This is a genomic window from Paenibacillus sp. AK121, assembly GCF_019042715.1.
GTDB lineage: Bacteria > Bacillota > Bacilli > Paenibacillales > Paenibacillaceae > Paenibacillus > Paenibacillus polymyxa_C.
Map to the genome: position 1 here is coordinate 420,417 of NZ_JAHPJM010000003.1, position 26,074 is coordinate 446,490.

Sequence of the window (26,074 nt, forward strand, 5' to 3'; positions counted from 1 at the left end):
TACTGTATTCATCACAAAAGCGACTGCTACATTATCCTATGTACGGACGGCTTGTCCGCATTAATTGTACTAATAACTTTAGTGTTAACACTCTACATAAGCATTTGCGGATCAACATCCAAACTAATCAGCAACTTTTGTGCCTGTGCAGATTCGGCCATTTCATCAGCCACTTGCTGAGCCAAACCAATCGCGTCGATATTTCCACGCCATTTTATCATACATTGAAATCGGTATCTATTCTTGATTCTCGAAATGGGTGAAGCTACTGGCCCCAAAATGTCCAGCACATCCGATGTAAGCCGGTCCATATTCCCGAACCAGCCCCGTTGTCTGGCTCGTCCTTGTAGTGTCGCTGAATAATTTTCAGCCAGTCGGACCAGCACCGGGAGCTGTTCATGAGAAAAGGTCACTAAAATTAGTCGGCAATATGGCGGGTAGTGCAGATTGCGACGATGTTTCAACTCTTCTCTCACAAAAGATGCATAATCATGACGACTTGCGTGAACCACCGAATAATGCTCTGGAGTGTAGGATTGTACGAATACTTCCCCCGGCAATTGATGCCTTCCAGCACGCCCGGCTACTTGTGTTAACAGCTGAAATGTCTTTTCCGCAGCCCGAAAATCCGGTAAATTAAGAGCGGAATCCGCAGTAATGACACCTACCAGCGTTACATCGGGAAAGTCCAGCCCTTTGGCTACCATTTGAGTACCCAGCAGTACGTCTGCTTTTTTATCACGAAATTGCTTGAGCAGCTTTTCATGAGCGTTTTTTTCAGTTGTGGTATCGACATCCATTCGGACAACACGTATGCCGGGGAATAGCTTAGCCAACTCTTCTTCCACTCGCTGCGTACCTGTACCGAAGTAACGAATATGCTCACTACCGCACTCCGGGCAAGTCTGAGGTACAGGCTCGGAATAGCCGCAATAATGACAACGTAAATTGTTCGACCGCTGATGATAGGTAAGCGAAATATCACAATCCGGACATCCTGCCACATAGCCGCAGCTCCGGCACATGACGAACGTGGAGTGACCACGCCGGTTCAACAGCAATACCGTCTGCTCCTTACGCTCTAATCGCTCTGCGATTCCATTATGCAACGCACGGCTGAACATGGAGCGGTTGCCGGCCCGTAGCTCCTCACGCATGTCCATGATATGGACTTCGGGTAACGTGTTCCCTAATGCGCGGGTCGGCATTTCAAGCAGCAACGGCGCGAATTCGTCGTTGCTTTGGGAGCGGGCAGCATAATAGCTTTCCAATGATGGTGTAGCTGAACCGAGAATAACGACAGCCCCGTGCTGGTGTGCTCTGCGAATGGCTACATCACGCGCATGGTATTTGGGCGTCTCTTCCTGCTTATAGGATGTTTCGTGCTCCTCATCCATAATAATGAGCCCTAGCTCACGAAAAGGGGCAAATACCGCCGAGCGAGCACCAATCGCCACTTTCACACGGCCTTCGCGTATTTTGCGCCACTCATCGTACCGTTCTCCCCCCGACAACCTACTGTGCATCACTGCGACCTGGTCGCCAAAACGACCTTTGAAACGTTCGACCATTTGTGGGGTTAATGATATTTCAGGTACGAGCACAATGGCCTGGCGATTCTGCTCGATACAGCGCTGAATAGTCTGCAGATAGATTTCCGTCTTACCGCTCCCTGTGACTCCATGCAGCAAATAAGCTCCTTGCTCACGCATGTCCAGCTGACGAACAATCCGTTCATACACCGACTGCTGCTCTGCCGTAAGCGGAAGAGGATCTGTAGGCTTGAAGTGTCTGCCCCGATAGGGATCGCGAAAGACTTCAACGTCTTCCTGTAACACATAGCCCTTATCTTCCAGTGCCTTAACCGTGGCAGCCGATACACCTAGCGAGGTCATTACTTCCTTCAGCGGCAGAGGCAGAAACTCGCTACGTTCCAGCAAAAAAGCAAGTACCTCCCGCTGACGCTGCGCCTTGGCAGAAAATTGCTCCAGTGCCATGGATGCCTCATCTATGCTGATAGCCAAATCAACAGCTTTCATCGTCTTTTTGCCAAGCTTATCTTTAATAACCTGACTTTCATGAAGCACTCCGCGGCGTAACAGCGATTTAATAACCTCCGCCTCCTCGGGGAAGCGTCTACTGAGTTGCTGCAACGGGACTTGCTCCTTATTCTGAATGAAGCTGACAATCTGACGCTCCGCCGGATCACTCATACCGTCGTCAGTCAGAAGGGCCCATTCGATCTCATCCTCCTGATTAGACAGCATAGACCGCTGTGGATTCGTAGACTCATGCTGTTCGGCAATTGAGATATAACGTTCCGCCTTGCCCTTAAGCGCGGTAGGAATCATCACTTGCAGTGCCATAATCTGATTACAAGCATAACGTTCGCTCATCCATTTGCCCAATTCAACCAAATCGGGAGATAAGGGCGGTACCAGATCTAGCAACTCCTGAATCGCCCTCATCCTGTATTTCGGCGGCTCCTCAGCTGGAACTACCGAGATAACAAAAGCCTGCACCGTCCGTTTGCCAAAAGGCACAGCTACCCGACTACCTGGCTCAATCCAAGGTTTCATGGAATCCGGTATCAGATAATCGAAGGTACGATCTGTATCTTTGGCAGGTACATCGACAATAACCTTGGCAACTAAATTGCCTGTTTCCATTAATGCAACACCCCACCCATGCGTCCCGCGGCTAGAGTAAGCAATTTACGCGCAACTTCTTCCTTTGACTGTACAGGGATCTGCTCTACCATCCCGCTTCGGTCATATATTTGAACAGCATTCGTATCAACACCAAAACCAGCACCATCTGTAGTTACATCGTTTGCCGCAAGCAAATCACAATTTTTACGTTCTAATTTATCTATTGCATACGTCTCCAAATTTCCCGTTTCTGCTGCAAAGCCAATTAAAAATTGATGTTTCTTGCTGCGTCCGAGTGATTCCAAAATATCGACGTTCTTCACTAACTCTAATGTAAATACACTATCTTTTTTCTTGATCTTAGTCTGTGCCACCTCACGTGGTCGATAATCTGCCACAGCAGCAGCCATAACGACCATGTCACTCGTTTCCCATTGTTTTAGCACAGCCTGGTACATATCTTCAGCTGACTGCACTCTTTCAAGCGAAATACCTGAAGGCGGTTCCGCGCTGGTATTGGCAGCAATCAAATGCACCTCTGCACCCATCTCTTGAGCCACTTTCGCAATAGCAAAGCCCATTTTACCGGATGAATCATTCGTAATATAACGGACAGGATCAATTCGCTCGATCGTGCCTCCAGCCGTGACAATGACTTTTTTTCCTGAAAGCGCTAGTTCATTCTTATTTACAAGTGGCTCAGTTACTTGATTCTCTGTAGATTCTTCTCCAAACCACCGTGATTCAGATTTGATTGCGGCTTCAGGTTCCAGAGCCTGCTGATCAAAAAAGCGCTCAATCGTTTGCACAATAGTTTCTGGCTCTTCCAAACGTCCTTTGCCAACGTAACCGCAAGCCAGTAATCCTTCCCCAGGCTCAATCATCTTCACACCACGTGATACCAGTGTCTCCATATTTTGCATGACTGCCGGATGAGTGTACATATGTACGTTCATCGCAGGGGCCACCATAATAGGTGCTGTCGTGGCCAGTAACGTTGTCGATAACATATCATCAGCAAGACCATGCGCCATTTTTCCGATGATATTCGCTGTTGCAGGAGCAACTAGCACCAAATCAGCCGCATCCGCCAGATGAATATGAGATACGATGGACGGCTCTCTTTCATCAAATGTATCACTGTACACCGGATTGCGAGAGAGTGACTGCAGTGTAAGTTCGGTAATAAACTCCTTGGCAGAAGCCGTCATAATCACATGAACATCGGCTCCCTTTTGCGTCAACTTACTGCAGAGCGCAGCCCCTTTATAAGCAGCAATTCCACCGGTTATACCAAGAATAATAACTTTCCCCTTCAACATCGTTAACTCCCCCTGACCGAAAAAAATAACAACCTTGCGGTTGTCAAAGGAATTGGCATTGCGCCTGGTTATAATGATTGTCTATAATTCTTATTCTTCTTCGCCGCTTTCAAGCAAAAGATGATCTGCATAGATCTCTTCCAGAGCTACTCCAACCTGTTTGTGAGATTTAGGACTCTTCAAGCTCGTCTTCTCGCCCTCACGCAACTGTCTAGCACGGCGTGATGCCGCTACAACCAGCGAATATTTACTATCTACCTTTTTCATCATTTCATCAATGGAAGGATACAGCACGAATAGACACCTCTTCATGTAGTTTTAAGCTGTATAAGCTGAACTCCAGTGTACACCTTCAAGCTCAGCTTATACAGTATTATTTCTCTTTTGGTACGCTTGGCATATGTAAAGCCCTCGATTAAGGTCGAACCTTACAATGTTCGGCGATAATAATGGATTCTATTCGTTTACAAGCGAAATCAATCTCATCATTGACAACCGCATAATCATAGTGACGTAACAGGTTCATCTCGTCCACAGCTACCGACATACGGTGATCAATGGTTGCTTGAGTTTCTGTGCCACGTCCCCGAATTCTATCCTTCAATTCATCCAGTGAAGGCGGAAGCAAGAAAATGAATATGCCTTCCGGGAATTTTTCTTTAACCTTTAGCGCGCCCTGAACTTCAATTTCCAGAAAGATATCTTTACCCTGCGCAAGCGTCTGGTCTACAAAATCACGTGGAGTGCCATAGTAGTTACCTACATACTCTGCGTACTCCAGCAATTCATCTCGTTCAATCATGCCTAAAAATTCTTCACGCGTTTTGAAAAAATAGGTCACTCCATCCTGCTCGCCCGAACGAGGTGTTCGAGTTGTAGCAGAAACGGAATACGTTATCTCAGGTAGCTTTTCGCGCAATGCATTGCCTACCGTCCCTTTACCGACCCCCGAAGGTCCGGATATTACAAATAATAATCCCTTAGCCATAGTACACTCCATTTTTATTCGTCATTGTCATCATCTTTAGTGGATAGGCGATGAGCGACCGTCTCCGGCTGCACCGCAGACAGGATTACATGATCACTGTCTGTAATAATAACAGCCCGTGTCCGGCGGCCATAGGTAGCATCAATTAACATATGACGGTCCCTGGCTTCCTGTATAATCCGCTTGATCGGAGCAGACTCCGGACTGACGATGGAGATTATTCGGTTGGCCGACACGATATTGCCAAAGCCAATATTGATCAATTTGATTGCCATATTCAGGTCTTTCCCCCTATACATGTGACTATTGCAGCCGTGCCGCTACCAGGTAGCTACTCAATATTTGCAGCCTGCTCACGAATTTTTTCGAGCTCTGCTTTCATCTCAACGACCAAATTAACTAATGTGAGATGATTAGCCTTAGAGCCGATCGTGTTGACTTCCCTGTTCATTTCCTGGATTAAAAAATCTAATTTGCGACCGGCCGGCTCGTCCGACAGCAGCAACCTTTTGCACTGTCCAAAATGACTTTGAAGCCGGGTAAGCTCCTCATCAATATTGCTGCGATCCGCGAATAACGCAATCTCCATTCCGAATTTATGTTCATCAAGCGTAAATGAACCGTCCTGAAGCTCTTTAAGCCTGTGCTTCAGCCTGTTACGGTAGTCGCTCACAACATGAGGAGCCAACACCGTCATTTCATGATGAAAGGATTCCAGACGTAAGATACGAGATTCCACATCTTGTGCCAAATGCCCACCTTCTCGCCTTCTCATCTCCAGCAATCCTTGCAAAGCTTCGTTCAAAGCTCGCTGTAAATGCTCTTCCCATTCCTCTTCGTCTCCATTGCAAGCCTCTCCAGGCTCACCCAGAACATCAGGCAAAGCAAGGATATCACTTATACCTAACGTTCCTTTCACGCCATAACGATCCGCCAGCTGCTCCGCTGCACGCAGGTAAGCCTGCACGACAGTGTCATTCAACCGTGCGGCGGGTATCTGTTCTTCATCACGTTCCCTGTGGATGAAAACATCGATACGACCGCGTTTAATCTGCTGTTGAACCGTTCTTCTCAAGCCATCTTCATAACGAGTCCATTCACGTGGAATTCTCATCATCACTTCGCAATAGCGGTGATTGACCGATTTCAATTCCAAGCGCACTTTATACCCCTCATGATGAAGGATGGCTTGACCGTATCCGGTCATACTCAATGACATCGGCATCACATCCATTATACTATTGTAATTGATTATTATAGTCGAAACAAGGGGGCCTGTGCTCGGCCTGATTTTTGCCACACATATGAAGTCAGCTCAGCTGTCATTTCATAGAACATGAAAGGAGTCATGAAATAGATCCCATTAAAATGTTCCATGGCCGTATCAAGCAGCTCCTTGGCAATAGACACGCCCATAGCTCGTCCTTCCGGGCCTTCCAGCCCCGACATGCGTGCACGCACCTCATCGGATAGCTGAATGCCTGGGACTTCATTGTGCAAGTATTCTGCATTGCGGCCACTAGCCAGCGGCATAATACCGATAAAAATCGGTATCTCCAAATGCCGTGTCTGTTCTGCGATGGCTGTAATCAGCTCGGGATCGTAAACAGGCTGGGTCATAATATAATCGGCCCCGGAGGCAATTTTCTTTTCCAACCGCTGTACGGCTTTCCCCAAATGCTTAACATTTGGATTAAAAGCAGCTCCCACCACAAAATTAGCTTTCTGCTTGAGTGGCTTACCAGAAAATGCGACACCATCATTTAGTTGCTTGATCATGCGTATGATTTCAAACGATGTCATATCATACACCGAACTGGCGCCTGGTAAATCACCGAATCGCGCTGGATCTCCAGTGACCGCCAGTACATGGTCAATACCCAGTGCGTCAAAACCCATCATGTGGGATTGCGTACCAATCAGATTACGGTCACGACATGCGATATGAATTAATGGACGCAAGCCTGTTTCAATACTAACCAGATGCCCAAGCGCCATATTGCTCATACGAGTGACTGCGAGCGAATTGTCAGCAAGTGTAAGTGCATCGGCTCCGGCTTTCTTCAAGGCATGCGCACCTTGCATAAACCGGGTAATGTCGAGATCTCGCGGAGGGTCCAGCTCTACAATAACCGTATGCCGTTCCTTAACCAGATCCACAATGTTGGGTTCGCTGGTATGTCTGCCATTTCCTCGTCCCCCTTCATCTGCTGTCTGCTCCACCACATGAATGACTTCCGTCGAAAAGGTTTCTTTTGGAGCCAACGGGGGTGGTTGCAAATTGTTTAAAGCTTTGGAAATAGCAGCAATATGGTCTGGTGTCGTTCCGCAGCAACCACCAATCAGTCTCGTACCGAGATCTACAAAGGACGTAGCACATTCTCCGAAATATTCAGGTGATGCACCGTATACATAGTGACCGTCCACATAATCTGCCAATCCCGCATTCGGATATACAGACAGTGGTACAGACAAGGGACCGTCCAGTTGCTCCATTACACTCATAATTCCCTGCGGACCGGAGTGACAGTTAAACCCGAGGATGTCAGCTCCTTCACTACGCAGTGTTGAAAAGGCTTGTGCCACTAAAAACCCATCTTGGGTACGACCAACTTGGTCAACCGCAAATTGACAAATTACCGGAATGTCACTGTATTTACGTACACTGTGAAGCGCAATGCGCATTTCGTCCAGTGAATAAAACGTTTCGCATAAAATGCCGTCAACCCCTTCGGACAGAAGAGCATCAATCTGCTGCTCGTAGTTTCTTGACAGCTCTAGCTTGGATATGCTGAGACGTTTGCCTCCGCATATGGAACCGACCGCACCTACTACATAGTGTTCGGGTCCAGCCGCAGCCCTGGCAATCCTCACACCAGCACGATTGATTTCTTCTACCTTAGATTCCAATCCAAAGCGGGCTAATTTATAATCATTTGCAGAGAATGTATTGGTCTCCAGCAATCGTGCTCCTGCATTTAAATACTGACCATGCACGTCTGATATGACGCCAGGCGAAGTAATGTTCAGTTCTTCGTAAGACGTATTCACTGGAAATCCTAGCTGGGACAAAAAAGTCCCCATAGCGCCGTCTCCGACAATAATTTCACGATTCAGCACAGTACGCAAATCCGGTTTCATGTCCTCTGCTCCACCCCGCTCTTTATTTTCATACTAATGTAACATAAAGAGACTACAAACATAAGCCAAAAACAAAAAAAGCCGCCTCACGTCCCGACAATATGATATCAGGAGTGAAGCAACTTGATTGATCATTTTCTATTTCCCACTACATTTTCATTGCATTTTCCCATCAGAAGAATGGAGAGAAAACTCGTAAAAGGTCCCTTTTTTATTTACTTTAGCCACAATAGAATCCGTCCCCTTTTGCTGCTTGGAGAACGTATATTGATTTCCTTGAACTTTCACTTTATAGCCGGACACATTGATATTAAACAACAACTGAACCTTAGGCTTGACCAACTTCAATGCTTCGGCGGCAGTATATTTTGGACTTGCAAAAGATTTTTTGAAATCTGCGTCATCATCCCAGTCCATCCCAGGGGTGGACACAGCCAGTACTTTGCCGGTTACCGCACCAATTTTGACTTCATTCGCCTCGCTTGCATCCTCGAACGACCAATAAGAAAGCCCCTTTTTCTCATCCTTGTACCGTGAGACATGCTGCACTGTGATTCGCTGTCCACTCACTCGCTTAAACGTGTTCATTGCACGGTTCAGTAACACAGGATCCACCTGCTTCAGTGCATAGTCCGCATTGACGGTAATAGCATTACCTTGATCCACATCAACATACAATGAGGAAGCTTTTTCTCCTGCCCCCCAGAATACCCAGTAATTTGAAGGCTTGTTGGACTGATAAGGGGATTTGACTCGCCAGAATGCTTCAAATTGCAAGGGGCGCTTGCTGTCAAACGCTTTGGCGCTGTTTAATACTTTTGCCTTGAGTGGCGCGTTCATCGCCTTTCCCAAACTACTTATTTTATATCGTATGGTTGTAGAATCTACTCTATTTTTCTCTTTATTATATTCAGTCTGTAACGTAGCTGTTCCATCTTCCAATTCACCCTCGACAATCCAGGTTTTCCCCATATCCGTTACATCGTCAAATTGAAATGCAGTTTTTGAACCGATAAGTTCTTGTACTGCTTTTTCTAAACGGCTTACGACTGTCGGAGTTAGCGAACCAACCTGCTTGTCCGTCGTTTCTGTGGCAGCAGGAATAGTCGCCGCTTGAACCGGAAGCGCGGTGGCTATAAGAATGAGGATTGCAATTGCTGATACCCAACGAAATTTCCGCACTATGAACGGCCTCCTTATCGTTTTCTCATTTTCTATATTATACATCGTTCAGACGTCAAAAAAAGACAGAATATCGCCCTGTTCACCATTTTCCCAGTAAACAGCGGCATAAAAGGGCAAAAAAAGAAGACCTGCTAAGGTCTTCTTCACCCTCACTCTATATACGACCTTCGAACACAATCTCAGCCGGCCCTGTCATATAAATGTGATTATCATCCTCGCTCCATTCGATATCCAGATCGCCGCCTTTTAGGCTTACCATGGCGCGGCGGTCGCTGTATCCATTTAGTACAGAAGCAACAAGCGTAGCACAGGCTCCGGTTCCGCAGGCTAGCGTAGGTCCAGCTCCCCTCTCCCATACCCTCATATCTATATGCTTCCGACTTCGTACCGTGGCGAACTCAACATTTGTTTTTTTAGGGAACAATGGATGACACTCCAGCTTCGGTCCCCAGGCCTCCAGATCAAAGCTAGGCGCGTCCTCAACATAAATGACACAGTGCGGATTTCCCATAGATACAGCCGTAAAGCGAAAATCACTTCCTCCAGCTTCAATGGGCTCATCAATTACGTTAGTCAGATCGAGTGTAGTTGGAATTTTCAACCCTTCCAGAATTGGCTCTCCCATATCTACCTTCACCATTCGTACAGCTCCGTTTTCTACAGTCAGTTCAACCTGCTGCACACCTGCACCCAGCGTCTCGATCGTAATCTGTTCACGGTTGATATGCTTACGGTCATACACGTATTTGGCAGCACAACGAATAGCGTTACCGCATTGCTCGGCCTCCGAGCCGTCCGAGTTAATGATACGCATGCGAAAATCTGCCTTGTCAGACGGCAATATATATACCAATCCATCGGCACCAATACCAAAATGTCGATCACATAGCCGAACAGCTAATTCCGAGGCGTCAGACGGCAATTCCTGATACCCGTACCAAACGATAAAATCATTACCCAGACCATTCATTTTAGTGAATTCCATAGCTTCCCCCCGCCGTTGCTGCTGATCTCATGCTCCTCTTGAAGCTTTGATCCCATAATATCATACAGGGCAAAAGCGGGAAAGCGATGCGATATGCATGACTCAAATTCTAGGCTGAAAACTTTGTACGTCCTGCTGAAAAGTGTGTATTTCCGCCGTGCCGACGGTTACGTCGACCGCCCCATACACTTCCCGCTCCCATCAGGAACGTTGGAATTCCAGCTGCGACAATAGATAATGCCCATTCACGTAAACCAAGGGGTACCGTTTTGAAAATAGGCTGCAGCACAGGCACATACATTACAACCAGCATCAGTACAATGGAGGACAGTACGGCAAGCACGAGATAACTATTTTGAAACGGATTACGGTGGAAAACGGAACGGGAGCTGCGGCAATCAAATACATGAATTAACTGCGCCAGCACTAACGTAGCAAATGCAACCGACTGTGCTTTGATCAATTGCCCTGCATCATTCGGAGCAATCCGTAATGTCAGCCAAAAGGCCGCAAGTGTACATAAGCCGATCAACAGACCGCGACTAATGATTTTCCAGCCCAGTCGACGAGCAAAAATATTTTCCTTTGCACCACGAGGCTTATGCTCCATAAGATCCTTTTCCGGCTGATCCACACCCAGAGCCATCGCCGGCAAACCGTCAGTCACCAGATTTACCCATAAAATCTGAATAGGCAGCAAAGGCAGCGGCAGCCCAGCCATCATGGCAAAGAACATCGTCAAAATTTCACCAACATTGGAGGCGAGTAAATAACGGATGAATTTACGGATATTCTCGTAAATATTTCGGCCTTCCTCAATTGCCGCTACAATCGTTGAGAAATTATCGTCACTCAGTACAAGTGCAGCCGCTTCTTTAGTCACGTCTGTTCCTGTAATGCCCATGGCAATACCGATATCCGATGCCTTGATCGCTGGTGCGTCATTGACGCCATCTCCGGTCATAGCTACGACATGTCCGCGTCTTTGCAGCGACTTGACGATTCTCAGCTTGTGTTCCGGCGACACCCGCGCATACACGGAGACGGTATCCACAACGTTATCCAACGCCGCATCATCCATGAGAGACAGTTGCTGTCCCGTCAACACATGTGAGCCGCGTTGGAGAATACCCAGCTGCTGTGCAATGGCTTCCGCAGTTGTGCCATGATCACCCGTAATCATCACGGTGCGAATGCCAGCACGACGGCACTTGCCGATGGCCTCGCGAACCTCGCGGCGTGGCGGATCAATCATGCCGGTCAGGCCGATAAAAACCAGCTGTTCTTCAGCCTCCTCAACCGTAGAGACACGTTCATGCGAGCGGATGTCACGGTAAGCGACACCAAGTACACGCAGCGCCTCTGATGCCATACCTTCGTTGGCTGCCAATACCTTTTGGCGCAGCGTACCCGTTAGCGGAACGACATTCCCTTCCCATAAAATGTAAGAGCACTGACCCAGTAGCACGTCCGGCGCTCCTTTGGCAAATACAATATGTCCTCCCTGGTGGCGTACGAGTACCGACATCCGCTTCCGATCCGAGTCAAAAGGGAATTCTCGCTCCCGTGTGTACAGTTCATACAATCCTTGTCGCGTGACTCCGCCCTTGGCAGCTAACGTGACCAGCGCTCCTTCTGTCGGATCACCTTTCAGCTCCCAAACAGCGGAAGGCGTCGGCTCTTTGGTTTTCTTTTTCGAACGCAGCTCATCTATGTCAGCTTGAACAATCTCCGCATTATTACAAAGTACACTGGCTTGCAGCAATCTACGCAAGGATTGTCCGTTCTTTAGGTCGGCCGGAAGATCCCTGTCCATAATATGACCGTGTGGATCATAACCTTCTCCGGTAACTCCCCAGAAACGACCATCCAGCCACAGCTTGGTGACTGTCATTTTATTTTGGGTCAGTGTGCCCGTTTTGTCAGAGCAAATGACAGACGCACAGCCGAGCGTCTCAACGGAAGGCAGCTTGCGCACAATGGCCTTGCGTTTGATCATGCGCTGTACACCCAAAGCGAGGGCAATGGTTACAATCGCAGGCAATCCTTCTGGTATAGCTGCCACAGCCAAGCTCACGCCGGCCAAAAACATGTTCATGGCTGGCTGACCATGCAAAATGCCCGCTACGACCACGAGCACGGTTAGCGCCAACGCTACGATAATCAAGATTTTTCCCAATTGTTCCAGTCTGTGCTGTAACGGTGTCTCTTGCGACTCCGTATTTTCGATCAAGTCTGCGATCTTCCCCATTTCGGTAGTCATGCCTGTGCGAATGACCACACCTTGTGCAGTGCCTCTGGTCATCATAGTGCCCATAAAACCGATGTTCTTTTGGTCCCCAAGAGGTACTTCGGCGGCATGAATAGGGCGGCAATGCTTACTCACCGGAACCGATTCACCTGTCAGGGCAGACTCCTCGACATCACAGCCGTTTGTACTCAACCACCTTACATCTGCAGGGATACGATCACCACTTTCCAGCAGCACGATATCGCCTACAACCAGCTCTCTGGCCTGAACATGTACTCGTTTACCTCCTCGCAGCACTTTGGCGGTTGGAGCAGAAAGCTGTCTTAAAGCTCGCAATGAACGTTCAGCTCTGAATTCCTGCACAAAGCCGAGAATTCCATTTAGCACAACGATAGCAATAATGGTAATCGCGTCCAAATACTCACCGAGTAGGCCAGATATCAGGGTCGCTCCCATCAATACAAGCATCATAAAATCCTTGAACTGGTTGAGCAGCAGCAAAATTGCCGAAACACGCTTGCCCTCGCTCAGCTCATTCCATCCCGTCCTTTCTCTTCGTTCCGCAATCTGCTCCTCCGAAAGACCCTGCTTCGGGTCGACTTCCAGACTTGTTGAAAGCTGTTCATTGCTTAATTGGTGCCAGTGTGCTTGTTCCATTCTCCCCAATTCCCTCCCGGTCAGATAGTCCGTTTCCGTCGGTTGTGCGTAGGATGGCTGCCCGTTATTATATTTTTGTGCCACGATTGCTGATATGCTGGACAGACTTTCTTGATTCAATCTATTCGGACAGGACTCGAAATATCACAAAGCCGCTTAAGTTTTGTCCCAAAGTTATGTATCATAGAAGGAAGGCGAAAATACATTTGCTTCAAAGGAGAACATACATTATGGCATTGGACGGAATCGTAACCCGCGCTATCGTACACGAACTGCAAGCCATCCGGGGTGGGCGCATTAATAAAATACATCAGCCAAACGAACGCGATATCGTGCTGAACCTGCGGGCACAAGGTGGGAGTGTAAAACTGTTGCTGTCGGCTAACCCGACATTTCCGCGCGTACATTTTACAGAGCAAAGCTTTCTCAATCCGACAGAAGCTCCCATGTTTTGTATGCTTCTTCGCAAACATTGCGAAGGAGGCATTATTGAGAACATTACGCAGGTGGGCATGGAGCGCATAATTCATATGGATATACGTCAGCGTGATGAACTGGGGGATATTTCATTTAAGCGCATTATTATTGAAGTAATGGGTAGACATAGCAACATTATTTTGCTTGACCCGGAAACAGGTGTGATGCTGGATGGCATTCATCATGTCACACCCTCTATCAGCAGCTATCGGGTCGTTATGCCAGGCTTTCAATACACAGAGCCTCCTGAACAAAACAAGCTAGATCCACTAGAAGTCGAAGAAGCAGCCTTCTTTTCCTCGTATCAAGCAGCCATTGAGGCGGAAGAAGCTCCCAAACGCTGGATCGTGAACACTTTTACCGGACTTAGTCCCCTCATTGCTGAAGAGATACTAATCCGAGCATCTAGTGAAGAAGCTTCTGGTGACAAGGATCGTCGACTGTGGAGGGCATTCAGTGACATCATGGATGACGTGCGGAATCATCATTTTCAGCCGGTATCTGGACTGAACGCACAAGATAAAGTAATATTTTCAGCCATCCCACTGACGTTGATCCAAGGAGAACGTAAGGAATACGCTACCATCAGTGAGTGTATGGAGGACTTTTTCGGCGAAAAGGCAGAAAGGGACACGGTTAAGCAAAAGGTTAGCGACCTACTGCGGTTTCTGCAAAACGAGCGGAGCAAAAACGTAAAAAAACTCGATCATCTCCATCAAGATTTGGCCGAAGCAGAAGATGCCGATCAATTTCGGATTTACGGAGAGCTGCTGTTCGCTTCACTGCATGAGGTAAAAAAGGGTGACAAGGAAGTAACACTCACTAACTTTTATGATGAGGAACAGAGTGCGATCACCATTCCATTGGACCCGCTGCTCAACCCTTCAGATAATGCACAGCGTTATTTTAAAAAGTACAACAAATATAAAAATAGCCTGGCTGTCATAGACGAACAACTCGAGAAGACACACGAAGAAATTCGTTATATGGACAATCTTCTTCAGCAGCTAGCCCATGCCTCTATCAACGACATTGAGGAAATACGTGAAGAACTGGTTCAGCAGGGCTATCTTAGAGATCGGGTTAAAAAAGGAAAGAAAAAGAAGAAAAATGACCGTCCGACCTTGCACGTATATACATCATCCGAAGGCATCGAGCTACTGGTTGGCAAAAATAACTTGCAGAATGAATATGTGACCAACCGACTGGCCGGACCCAATGACACGTGGTTGCATACAAAGGATATTCCAGGGTCACACGTCGTTATTCGTGCCGAGAAATTCGGAGACGCGACGTTGGAGGAAGCAGCTCAGCTGGCTGCCTATTTCAGCCAAGCCAAGCAGTCCAGCAGCGTACCTGTAGACGCCACCTTGATTCGACATGTACGCAAGCCCAGCGGAGCAAAGCCCGGCTTTGTCATCTACGATCATCAGCGTACGCTCTTTATCACACCTGATGAGGAACTGGTCAAAAAGCTGCCGAACCGCATCAAAAACGGCTAGGTCCCACTAGCATATGGAATCCACATAAAAAGCCCTTTGTCCTTTGCACGATACACTTCTGTGTTCCATGCGGTAGGCAAGGGGCTTTTTCATTACTTTTGTCCAACAGCAGCCTTTCTCAACTCCTCGACGACCTGACCGCCCACACTACGGCTACCCAGATCGCCGTGGAAAATCATACCTTGGCGTGCACCGTGAAAATCCGAGCCGCCCGTTGCGATAAGCCCATAATGCAGCGCCATTGCAGTATATCGTCTCTCGGCCTCAGCATCATGATCCGAATGGCGCACCTCCAACCCTACAGGCTTCGCTGCCTCTATAATGGAGCACACCAGTTCGTCATTTCCATACAAGCCAGGGTGGGCCACTACAGGCACTCCTCCTGCTTCACGAATCCAGCTTATAGCCTCCGCAGGCTCTACACGGGGTACAGACACGTATCCGGGCGCACCTTCTGCCAAGTAACGATCAAACGCATCCCGCATGTCTTTCGCGTAACCTTTTTGAACCAGGGTATCTGCCATATGCGGACGTCCAATACTTTCATCCGGCGCTAGTGGTCTGCCCATTGTAGCCACCACCTCATCTAGCGTGATTTCCACGCCCAAGCTACGCAATTGACTCAAAATCAAATCATTACGGGTATCCCGCGCCTGTCTCAGCTTTTCCAACCGTTCCAAAAACATTTTATTACGGTAATCCATAAAATAACCTAATATATGAATATCTTTGCCACCAGCACGTGTACTGATTTCCACACCCGGCACCACGGTCATCCCAATGCGTCTTCCCTCCTCCAAGGCTTCCTCCAAACCGGCCACCGTATCATGATCTGTAATAGCCACACCGGCCAGCCCTTTTTCCTTCGCCCAGCGCACATTATCAGCAGGTGATTGCATACCGTCAGATGCTTGGGTGTGTGTATGTAGATCATATCGTTGCAAATTATTCTGTTCCTTCATGTAGATTCTCCTCCTCTTCATCTCTAAAGCTTGTCCTACGAGTCCTCGAATACGTCCATTCCCTGATCATGACGACGCAAGTAAGACAGAAAAGTTACTACCGGGATCGGCAACAACGCTGATTTCAAATGAATTGCATAAAATTCTCGTTTGAAGGTAATATCTGAAATATTTACAATTTTCAATAACCCGAGCGCAACCTCATGTTTGACTGAAGAAGGTGACAGCATAGTAATCCCCAGTCCTGCCTCTACCGCTGATTTGACCGCTCCAGTGCTGCCCATCTCCATTACAATATCAAGTCGAGAGGCATCCGCACCACGATTTTTCAGACCGTCTTCTATGACTTGGCGTGTACCAGAACCTTTTTCTCTGGCTACAAAGGGATGCTTGAATACATCTTCTAAAACTACTTTTTTGGCCTTGGCCAGCACATGCCCCGAAGGAACAATCAGCTTCAGTTCGTCCTGCATCACAGATTCTACCACAATATCCGGGTGTTGAACCGGGGCCTCAATCAGCCCTAAATTCAACTGGTGCTTTAGTATATCATCCATAATTTGAGTCGTATTCATTACATTCATTGCCATGCGTATGTGAGGGTACTCCTGACCAAACGGTCCCAGCATTCTTGGCACAATATATTCACCAATCGTTAGACTGGCACCTATATGCAATCTTCCCTCCAGCATGTGAGTAAAAGCAGACATCGCTTCGTCAGCTTCCCTGATCAGTTGCATACTTCTTTTTGCAAAAGGCAGTAATGTCGCTCCTGCCTCCGAAAGCTCAATTTTTTTAGTCGATCGGTGCAGCAGCTTCGTGCCAAAATAATCTTCCAAAGACTGAATTTGCATCGTCACCGCAGGTTGCGTCATATGCAGCGCTTGCGCCGCCGCCGAGAAGCTTCCGCGCTCCGCTACGGTATAAAAAATGTGCAGCTGATGAAAGTTCATACTGACAGCCCTCTCCCCTCTGATCTCCCTATTTTAACATAAGAAAAACATCTGGCGAACAATTTCCGAGTAAACTTACCGAAATGGGGAGTTATATGCTTGCAAAATAAAAAAGCATGCAGCTGATAACTGCATACTTCTACTCAAACTCGACGGTGTCAATGTGCCCGCTTTCTAATGGAACCGTCCGTCAAATCACCGTCTATTTTTGCTTACGAGTGCTTTTCATCAGTGTCATGCGCCGTGAATGGCGCAACCATGAATAGTAGGACTTCAAGTCCCTTAATTCGATAGTCTCTGACATCCGACCCAAAAAGGTAATAATAATCATCTTATGAAGCGGATTCCCCGCAATGTCCATCTCACCTGGCAACTCACCAAATTCGGCGACAACGACCAGATCACCATCAATTAAATATACATCCTCTTCATTATGATAGTAGGACTCCATCCTGTTTTGCTTCAGGCACTCCCAAAGCCAGGCGGCGATATGATTCGTCTCGGACTGTTTCTGCTCTACCCGATCTAAATAACGTGTTTTCGCATGATTTGTAATCACGATATCGGCGACTTTCTTATCGCCCATCTCCACGTAGAACGGTTCGTATGTACTCCATCGCTGCATTGCCTTGTCACGCACGGGATCACTCTCCCCACCAGATAGGTCTTTATATCTACCAATATATTCATATGTTACCTCAACAGACCCGGGACTACAAGTTACAAAATTGAAGTTTATGGGTGTTTTTTAAAGAATTTTTAGGTCTAACAGCATTAAGATTAGTATGAAAAGTCCTGGCTTCACAAAAAAAGTCAGCCCGTAGGCTGACCTTTTTCAAGAAATTTGAATGTATAGACAATCAAAGCTTATATTTCATATTCTTTCATCTTTTCCTTATCGTCGTTGTACTCCGTCCTAATCTCATTTCGGAAAGAGCGCTCAACCTTACGTACATAGGAAAGTCTGCGAATATTTTTAACGGTGTCCTCTGCCCGATCCGCATTCATATATATAACTACATAATGCATACGCTTTGAAATATAGTGGACATTTCCGTATTTCTCCAGATTGCGGGCAGCCTTGATATCGCTTACCCAAATGATGTACCCTGTCCGCTCGGCAAACATTCGCTTCATCTCCCCTCCGTATCATTCCTATGGCCTATCCGCAGGAGCATTTCCCTCCGCTGCCGCATCCGCCCTTTTTCACATTTGGGTCGTTGCTCGGCACCTTAATGGTTTCGGACACGGAATATGCAATCGTTTCAGACATGGCATGAAGCATATCATCCAACGCCTTTTCGGCCCGCTTGAACTCCTTAACAGCCTCAAATTGTTCCAGCTCCAGTTCAACGGCCTGCACTGCGTCCTTTGCTTCATGATAGTTGGGATGAAAATGCCCAAAACGCTCCGTTTCAGCGAAAAGCTCCTTTTTGGCATCCAGCTTGCGTACACACGCCTGAATAGACGGGTTCAATTCCACACGCTGCTTCCAATATAAATAATCCGATACCTCAAAGGACCGGTTGACCATATCGCCCAATTCATAGGCGTTAATAAGCACTTCTGCCATATTGACCGTGTTCAATTCGGCTACGCTCATGAATGTCATCTCACTTTATATAAAGTTCTACCCAATAAAAGTAGACTCATTTATCATACCACATCCTTCTTTTGAGAAGAAGGAATTTCATGCACTTCCTGACACGACTATGTAAAAGGAACCAACAGCCTCATATCGGACCAATCACTTGGCTGCAAGGTCGCACGAGAAGGCGTTTCCTCATCCATTCCTGAGGCGTACCAGCCTGTGACACTCCAGGGATCGCCGGAAACCACCGATTCCGGTATCCATTTAACCTCTTTCCCACTGATTCGCAATCCCACCGCCGCCTGCCAACGGATCGCTTGCTCCATCAACTGCCTGGAAGTGGACGTATGGTAACTCCTCCATTCTTTTGTCCATGAAGAGGGTACTGTAGACCTTTCTGGAAAATAGCCAGACGGGTCAGGCAGGGTGTGCTCTTGTTCATAAAAATGCAACGTGCGCCCTGTGTAAACCAGACCAGCTCTTCCCTCTTGTGAAAATAGGGAACGGCCTGCATCTAGGTTCTCTGTCTCCGTCAAAAGTGGATAATGGTGAGCTGGCTCATCCGCATTTTTCGGCTCAAGACGCGGACTTAATCCAATTGCAGCAAGCGCTTTTCGTATTTTGTCAGCAGAGTGTACCGGGATCATAAAATCTTTGTCGCCGAGTCGCTCCAGTAGTCCTTCAAGTGCAGGATGACGCGCAACCATGTCCGCATCCTCCTGAGTACCGCATCGCAAAAGTGTTACCGTCGCAAAAGCCGTTCGTCCCACATTGCCTGCCCACTGCTCTACTGCCAGCCGTACATGTTCTGGGACCCCTGTCCGACTGTACTTGTCCAAAAGAGCAGGAATCTCCTTGGCCTCCATGCCCAGCTCGATTGCCTCTGTAATACTCTCTCTGGTAATCCGATACACTACCATCCGGTCTCCTGTCACACGTTCACAGCAGCATTCCAATCGCCAGCGCACATCATATGCGACATCTGGCGGCACCAGTATTTCAAAATCAGGCTGCACATAAAAGGCACCTTGTTCTTGATGTGTATCCTCGTCATGATAGGGACGAAGCAGATCTGTCACAGAGACATTCCAGCGAAAACAGATTTCGCCTGATGTAGTCTGACCCCAATCCCCCATTCCAAAAGCCGTCAGGGCCTTCAACCAACCCATTATATCTTCCGTAAAAGATCCATTGAAATTAAAATCAGATACCGTCTCGTCCGCAAGCCCTTTGAGATTTGTGATTGTAGGAACAATATCTATAAAGGCACTGTTCGTAGAATCATCTCTACTTAAACTATTCTGCGGTATTAATCCTACCTGAAGCATCCATTGCAGCAGATACTGAATAGATATCCATTCATCTGTTCCTCCATACTGCGAGACGGCACACAGCATATAGCGAAAATGCTGCATAGGCGCTTCAGCCTTGCCGTACCTCTCCATGAGGGCGTCAAAAATATGCTTGCGCATTTGCCCAGCAGACAAACGAATCCATGTCGCCAGTTCCGCCTCCTGAATGCGAAAAGACACTGTTTCTTTCACTAACAGCCCCAAACTGAGTAGTAAATCGACCATTACCACCGTTTGTACTGGATATAGCTCGGCATGCGCATAATGCAACCCAAGTCCCTCCAGGTCCTCCGGACGAAAGGGGGTCAGTTCATTCAATTTTTGCAATGACCGTTTATGTATGGTTCCTTTGGCCGTCAAAGGAACTCCCTGTATCGCAATACGTGACAACACATGCAGTAACTCTGACTCCAGTCCTGTCATTGCTTCATGTACCGTTATTGGATGATCCGTATGTATCCTGTTTATTGGAGTTTGCTCTAACAACATATCGTGCAGAGCGGGTAGCCGATCAACCGGAATATATAAAATCCGTTCGCCCCACGATTTGGTGACTGCCTCCAGCCACCCCCGAGAGCGAAGCCCATGCAGTGCCAGTTTTGTTTCGACTCCGCTTAAGGCACCTTGGGTAAGCTGCATAGGCTCCTCTTCCTTCATAGGCTGTGCCGCATACCGGACAAAGCATCGTCTAAGCACCAGCAGCTCATCCGCTGAAAGCTCATTCCAGTTGCCTTGCGTACTCGTTACGTCCATCCTTGGTTAGGCCTCCTTTTTCTTTCCGCCATCTTCAATCTCATCCTCCTGGCTTCTGCCAGCCATCGTCCCATCAAACCTGCGAATCGCATATTCATAGCCCTGTTCAATCAGAAACAGCTGACGACGTGCTGCAAAATCCATCTCTTTACTGTTCTCCGTCACTAATGCATAAAAATAAGCTTTATTGTCGCCTGGCTTTGGTCGTAAAATGCGGCCAAGTCGCTGCGCCTCTTCCTGACGGGAGCCAAAGCTGCCCGATACCTCTATCGCTACTGCTGCATCCGGCAAATCGACTGCAAAGTTTGCTACCTTGGATACTAATAAGGTTTGAATATTACCCTTGCGAAACGCATCGAACCAACGCACCCGCTCGCTCTGAGTCATGGAACCCGTAATCAGTGGGACGTCCAACTCCTGAGCCAATTTACGTAACTGGTCTAAATATTGACCAATAATAAGTGTTGGTATCCCCTTGTGTTTCTCCACCAAACTACGTACTGCCTCCATCTTAGCTGGATTTTCGGCTGCAATTCGGTATTGCTGTCTGCCTTCAGCACGCATACTTTGCTCCAAAAGGTCAGCGGTCATGGGCAAACGCAGTTCTACACAATCGACCTGAGCAATCCAGCCCTGTCGCTCCAGTTCCTTCCACGGCATATCGTACCGTTTGGGTCCAATTAAAGAGAACACATCCCGCTCACACCCGTCCTCTCGAACTAACGTAGCTGTTAATCCCAAACGACGGGTAGCCTGAATATCGGCCGTGGCTCGAAATACTGGCGCAGGCAGCAAATGTACCTCATCATATATAATGAGTCCCCACTTCCGCTCACTCAGCAGTTTCATATGTTCAAACTCTCCGTCTTTGTTGCGCCGATGCGTCAAAATCTGGTAGGTTGCCACCGTTATCGGTCGCACCTCCTTTTTCTGACCACTGTATTCCCCAATAGAATCGACAGGAATATTTGTCTTTTGCTTCAGTTCCTCGATCCATTGCCGCACAGAAATAGTATTAGAAGTTAAAATAAGCACCTCGCACTGAAGTCGATTCATCACTGCCATACCGATCACTGTTTTTCCGGCTCCGCATGGGAGCACTAGTACACCACTCCCCCCTAAGCCGTCTGTGCCTTCAAATGCATCAGCAGCTTTCACCTGGTAATCACGAAGCTGCAACTCCGTTTGTCCCTTCCCCAAGGTAAAACGAAGCAGATTCCCCTCAAGATAACCTGCCGTATCCACAACGGGATATCCCAAGCGAGTTAATTCCTGCTTGAGCAAGCCACGATTTTCGGGCGGTACGGATGCGCTTGTCTCATTGGTGCGAAGCAAACCAAGCTGTTTTAGCTCTTTCTTGTTCAATAGCTCATCCAGTAAAGTTGGAGTCTCTACTGCCAAGATCAAGTGATCACCTATTGTGTATGTGTTGGCTTTCCTCGCCTTTGTATCTCTGTCTGACTCTTGCTCATCACGATGCGCGTCAATCGTATCTGTGCCGTAAGTTTGTTCTTCTTTTGCACTCGCCCGTGACAGCGTCAACGTCCCATAACGAGAAACAAGCTGTTCAATATCCTTCAACAAATCACGCGGAGTATCCCAACGGGACATAGAGTGCAAACTATTTTGAATGTCCTCAGCACTCCACCCGAGAGCGGCTGCGTTCCAGAGCGACAATGGAGTGATGTGATATGTATGAAAAGCGGACGGACTTTTTACCAGCTCCGCATAAATCTGCAACTGTGAACGAGCCCATTCCGAATCAGGCAAACCCATTTCCAGCAAAACGGTAAAATCACGTTGTACAATACAAGGATGATCTGGATTCATGACTACCTCCTGGCACTCAAAAGTTCTATAATAATAGCTTATCCGTTTATTCGCAGATCAACCGGAATAGCAAGGAGTCCAACCCACACTCGGGTTGAACTCCTGATCAGAAGCTCGGGATAAAAACCGTCCCAAACTGGTGCCTACTTTATTATCCTTCTAGTGAACCTGCTCGGAAATTTGGCTAAGCGCCTCTCCAGCATTGTCTGCAAAAATATTTCGAACAGCCAAATCCCCGATCGAAACAATCCCGATCAGACGGTCTCCTTCCGTCACGGGCAAACGACGGATTTGCTGCTCTGCCATCAGTTCAGCTGCTTGGTCCACTGACATGTCAGCACTGGCTGTACGAATACCTGTTGTCATTACCGTATCCACCGAACCAGAACCAGAATTTTTAGCTGCGTAGCCGCGAATTACAAGGTCACGGTCTGTTACTACACCGATCAACTTATCACTGCCTTCGCTTTCCACAACTGGGATAAAGCCAGTATCATTGTCTTTCATTTTGACCGCTATTTCGTAAATATTGTCTTGCGGGGTAACCGTTACACATTTTTTAGTCATAACTTCCTGAACCTTTTTCATGGGTACTCCCTCCTTTTCAAGAGTAGGGTACCCCATTTCATTCAGCTCATACTCCAGATTGGACCGTTCCCAATTTAGCTCGTATTAGCCGTTAATTGCCCCTTCTTTGCATTCAGCAGCATATCCGGTAGACATGGCAATAAACAGACGAACTGCGTTGATCATGGCATCCTCATCAAAATCAAATTTTGGATGGTGGTGCGGATAAATTGCTCCTTTGGCCGGATTACCCGCCCCTACGAACATAAAACAACCTGGTACACGTTCCAAATAATACGCAAAATCTTCTGCTGGCATCAACTTCGGCGCTTCCTGTACATTCCCCTCGCCGAACACAGGCTTGGCTTCCTTAAAAAAGCGAGCTGCTTCTCGGGCATCATTAACAACTGGCGGGTATCCCATAATGTAACGAATCTTTGCTGATGTCCCATATGTTGCTGCTGTAAGCTCAGTTACCTCATGCAGTCGCTCCTTCATGACCGTCCGGGTCTGCTCATCAAACGTACGAATGGTTCCACTCAAGCGACAGGTTTCCGCAATTATATTTTGCGCAGAGCCCCCTTCGATGGTTCCCACCGTCAACACAGCAGGACTTAACGGGTCGACTGAACGGCTTACGATACTCTGCAGTTGCATAACAAGAGCTGAGCCTGCCACCACACTATCATTTGTAGATTGGGGCATACCACCATGCCCACCCTTACCTGCAATTTCAATATAAAAATCGTCGGCCGCCGCCATCAACGGCCCTGCACAACTCGCAGCGGTCCCGACCGAGAATGGTGTCCATAAATGGATGCCATAAATAACTTCCACACCTTCCAGTACACCATCTTTGATTACATTGACCGCACCTCCAGGCAACAATTCTTCCGCAGGTTGGAACAAAAATCGGATTTCTCCTTCCAGCTCATCGCGGTTCAGACTGTAATAGTAAGCTGTCCCAAGCAATACGGACGTATGTCCGTCATGTCCGCAAGCATGCATGGCCCCATCCACGGTGGAGCGATATTCACACTCCTTTTCATCCTGAATAGGAAGAGCGTCCATATCGGCGCGTAACATAACAACAGGTCCAGGTTTGGCACCACGAATGGTACCTACAACACCGTGTCCCCCTACCTGTCGACGAACATCTAATCCCCAGCTCTCTAGCTTATCTGCTACAAAAGCGGCAGTTTTACTTTCCTGAAAAGAAATTTCGGGATTCTTATGTAAATGTCTACGCCACTCTACCATGTTTTCTTGTAATTGATCGAACCAGGTTTGGTCCATCGCCTGTTGTGTCATTATGTTCCACCTCTCCTTTTAAAACATCGGGCAAATTTCCGATAAATCATGCAGCTTTTCCACGTATGCGCCGTTTCTCTCAAGTCTTTATTTTTATCCTATTGTAGCAGATATGGAATTGTTGTGATATCTGTTGCTCCAGATGGTTGCAGAAGCCTATCAAACATACTATGATAAAATGGATAAACGATAAAATGATAAACGTCTGCGAGGAATGTACCTTGCGGCGAATACCGGGGGAAGCTGATATGAGAAATACGAAGCCGGAGACTCGAAGAAGAGGGACACCGGATTTCCAATTGCTGATCCTCACTTTGTTGCTGGTTGGATTCGGTGTAATCATGGTATTTAGCTCCAGCTCCAGCGTAGCTCTGCTGAATAAAGAATACAATTTTGACTCTTTATATTTTGTGAAGCGTCAGTCCGCATTTGCTGTACTTGGACTCTTCATTATGTTGGTAGCTATGAATATTAAGATGGAAAAATATAAAAAGCTTTTTGTGCCTTTATTTTTCATAACCATATTACTGCTAATCATCGTTCTTTTTACAGGCTCTCTGAATGGTGCAAAAAGCTGGCTCAGATTTGGTAGTATTGGCTTCCAGCCAACGGAACTTGCAAAAATCTCCATCATTCTTTACTTATCCGCACTGATTGTGAAAAAAGGAGATCGATTTAGAGATTTGCGGACTGGCTACATACCTGTAACTGTCATTGTAGGCTCTGTCGCAGGACTCATCATGCTTCAACCGGACTTAGGCTCCTGCTTTATTTTGGTAGCCACCAGTGGCCTGATTATTTATGCCGGGGGAGCCAGCGTCAAACACATTACCGCATCAATCATCCTGCTCGTGCTAGGCGCTTCCATCGTATTTGGTATTGGGTCATTGTTTGGAGGAGATTCCGAAAGCGCAAATGGACAAGCTACTGCTGCCAAGCAAGATTATAAAATCGGACGCTTTCAAGCCTTTCTTGATCCTGAGAAGTATAGACAAGGAACGGGATACAATCTGGTGCAGTCTTTGCAAGCTATTGGCGAAGGCGGCTTAAACGGATCAGGATTTGGTAAAGGCATTATCAAGCTTCATTATTTGCCCAATTCATTTAATGATTTTATCTTTTCTGTCATTGGTGAAGAGTTTGGATTTATCGGAACAGCCATTTTCCTAATGTTATATTTGTATTTCATTTGGCGAGGCATGCTCATTGCTCTGCGTTGCCATGATCCGTTCGGAACGTTGGTGGGCACTGGCATCATGGGTTTGATCGCCATTCAGGCCTTCATTAATATCGGCGGAGTAACCCAAACGATTCCAATCACTGGCGTAACCCTTCCGTTTATTAGCTTTGGTGGTTCCTCCCTGCTTGTTATGATGTTCTCCATGGGCATCATGCTCAGTATTTCTCGTGAGAACACCAAACAAGCAGTGCAAGAACGCACTACAGGGGTAACTGTCCGTAATGAAGTCCCTACTCGCTTTCAAACTCGTAGAACCAACCGTTACCGCTAAAAAAAGAACTTCCATATGGCCACTAACCACGGTGGCATTGGAAGTTCTTTTTTTGTATATGTATATAACTACAGGTCCGTATGCA

The 26,074-nt window shown here is 47.3% G+C and carries 21 protein-coding genes; 2 read left to right on the forward strand and 19 right to left on the reverse strand.

Annotated features, from left to right (window positions below; genetic code table 11):
- Positions 1–92: 92 nt before the first annotated feature.
- The 10 genes from priA to KSP24_RS08355 form a co-directional block, all read right to left on the reverse strand.
- Positions 93–2,669, reverse strand: a complete 2,577-nt coding sequence (gene priA / locus KSP24_RS08310; protein WP_064962883.1) for a primosomal protein N' — start codon at positions 2,667–2,669, stop codon at positions 93–95.
- Positions 2,669–3,973, reverse strand: coding sequence for a bifunctional phosphopantothenoylcysteine decarboxylase/phosphopantothenate--cysteine ligase CoaBC (coaBC, locus tag KSP24_RS08315; protein WP_013371849.1), 1,305 nt, complete (start codon positions 3,971–3,973; stop codon positions 2,669–2,671). Before coaBC ends, priA begins: the two co-directional genes overlap by 1 nt.
- 90 nt (positions 3,974–4,063) lie before the next feature.
- Positions 4,064–4,267 (reverse strand): DNA-directed RNA polymerase subunit omega, encoded by a 204-nt coding sequence (gene rpoZ, locus KSP24_RS08320; protein ID WP_013371850.1) that lies wholly within the window; start codon positions 4,265–4,267, stop codon positions 4,064–4,066.
- A gap of 121 nt (positions 4,268–4,388) precedes the next feature.
- The gene (gene gmk / locus KSP24_RS08325; protein WP_013371851.1) at positions 4,389–4,961 is read right to left on the reverse strand and encodes a guanylate kinase; all 573 of its coding nucleotides are present in this window, start codon (positions 4,959–4,961) and stop codon (positions 4,389–4,391) included.
- 14 nt (positions 4,962–4,975) lie between these two features.
- The gene (remA, locus tag KSP24_RS08330) at positions 4,976–5,236 is read right to left on the reverse strand and encodes an extracellular matrix/biofilm regulator RemA (RefSeq protein WP_005548256.1); all 261 of its coding nucleotides are present in this window, start codon (positions 5,234–5,236) and stop codon (positions 4,976–4,978) included.
- A 56-nt stretch (positions 5,237–5,292) separates the two neighbouring features.
- On the reverse strand, positions 5,293–6,180 hold the full coding sequence (locus KSP24_RS08335; protein ID WP_216974889.1) for a YicC/YloC family endoribonuclease: 888 nt from the start codon (positions 6,178–6,180) through the stop codon (positions 5,293–5,295).
- Between the two features lie 35 nt (positions 6,181–6,215).
- Entirely contained in the window at positions 6,216–8,102 is a 1,887-nt protein-coding gene (locus KSP24_RS08340) for a bifunctional homocysteine S-methyltransferase/methylenetetrahydrofolate reductase (protein ID WP_064962881.1), read from the reverse strand.
- A 156-nt stretch (positions 8,103–8,258) separates the two neighbouring features.
- Complete coding sequence (locus tag KSP24_RS08345) at positions 8,259–9,284, reverse strand: hypothetical protein (RefSeq protein ID WP_216974890.1); 1,026 nt, start codon at positions 9,282–9,284, stop codon at positions 8,259–8,261.
- A gap of 157 nt (positions 9,285–9,441) precedes the next feature.
- Positions 9,442–10,272 (reverse strand): diaminopimelate epimerase, encoded by an 831-nt coding sequence (gene dapF, locus KSP24_RS08350; protein ID WP_216974891.1) that lies wholly within the window; start codon positions 10,270–10,272, stop codon positions 9,442–9,444.
- Between the two features lie 109 nt (positions 10,273–10,381).
- Complete coding sequence (locus KSP24_RS08355; RefSeq protein WP_216974892.1) at positions 10,382–13,180, reverse strand: calcium-translocating P-type ATPase, SERCA-type; 2,799 nt, start codon at positions 13,178–13,180, stop codon at positions 10,382–10,384.
- A gap of 230 nt (positions 13,181–13,410) precedes the next feature.
- Between KSP24_RS08355 and KSP24_RS08360 the strand changes: the two genes are divergently transcribed.
- Entirely contained in the window at positions 13,411–15,159 is a 1,749-nt protein-coding gene (locus tag KSP24_RS08360) for an Rqc2 family fibronectin-binding protein (protein ID WP_216974893.1), read from the forward strand.
- A gap of 92 nt (positions 15,160–15,251) precedes the next feature.
- Here KSP24_RS08360 and KSP24_RS08365 read toward each other — a convergent pair whose 3' ends face one another.
- From KSP24_RS08365 to KSP24_RS08405, 9 genes are all read right to left on the reverse strand, one after another.
- On the reverse strand, positions 15,252–16,121 hold the full coding sequence (locus KSP24_RS08365) for a PHP domain-containing protein (RefSeq protein WP_040103407.1): 870 nt from the start codon (positions 16,119–16,121) through the stop codon (positions 15,252–15,254).
- A 35-nt stretch (positions 16,122–16,156) separates the two neighbouring features.
- A complete protein-coding gene (locus KSP24_RS08370; protein WP_040103406.1) occupies positions 16,157–17,074 on the reverse strand; it encodes a selenium metabolism-associated LysR family transcriptional regulator in 918 nt (305 codons plus the stop codon).
- A 202-nt stretch (positions 17,075–17,276) separates the two neighbouring features.
- Entirely contained in the window at positions 17,277–17,714 is a 438-nt protein-coding gene (locus KSP24_RS08375) for a hypothetical protein (protein WP_013371860.1), read from the reverse strand.
- Positions 17,715–17,941: 227 nt separating this feature from the next.
- Positions 17,942–18,202, reverse strand: coding sequence for a YlbG family protein (locus KSP24_RS08380; protein ID WP_017427798.1), 261 nt, complete (start codon positions 18,200–18,202; stop codon positions 17,942–17,944).
- A 34-nt stretch (positions 18,203–18,236) separates the two neighbouring features.
- Positions 18,237–18,677 (reverse strand): YlbF/YmcA family competence regulator, encoded by a 441-nt coding sequence (locus KSP24_RS08385; protein ID WP_013371862.1) that lies wholly within the window; start codon positions 18,675–18,677, stop codon positions 18,237–18,239.
- 107 nt (positions 18,678–18,784) lie between these two features.
- Positions 18,785–20,770: a helicase-associated domain-containing protein gene (locus KSP24_RS08390; protein ID WP_216974894.1), complete on the reverse strand. Its 1,986-nt coding sequence runs from the start codon at positions 20,768–20,770 to the stop codon at positions 18,785–18,787.
- A gap of 6 nt (positions 20,771–20,776) precedes the next feature.
- Positions 20,777–22,600, reverse strand: a complete 1,824-nt coding sequence (locus KSP24_RS08395; RefSeq protein WP_216974895.1) for a DNA repair helicase XPB — start codon at positions 22,598–22,600, stop codon at positions 20,777–20,779.
- Between the two features lie 159 nt (positions 22,601–22,759).
- Positions 22,760–23,188: a CBS domain-containing protein gene (locus KSP24_RS08400; protein WP_013371865.1), complete on the reverse strand. Its 429-nt coding sequence runs from the start codon at positions 23,186–23,188 to the stop codon at positions 22,760–22,762.
- 84 nt (positions 23,189–23,272) lie between these two features.
- Positions 23,273–24,478, reverse strand: a complete 1,206-nt coding sequence (locus tag KSP24_RS08405) for a M20 family metallopeptidase (protein WP_040103402.1) — start codon at positions 24,476–24,478, stop codon at positions 23,273–23,275.
- A 248-nt stretch (positions 24,479–24,726) separates the two neighbouring features.
- On the opposite strand from KSP24_RS08405, the gene ftsW reads away from it, so the two are divergent.
- The gene (gene ftsW / locus KSP24_RS08410; RefSeq protein ID WP_013371867.1) at positions 24,727–25,989 is read left to right on the forward strand and encodes a putative lipid II flippase FtsW; all 1,263 of its coding nucleotides are present in this window, start codon (positions 24,727–24,729) and stop codon (positions 25,987–25,989) included.
- Positions 25,990–26,074: the final 85 nt, after the last annotated feature.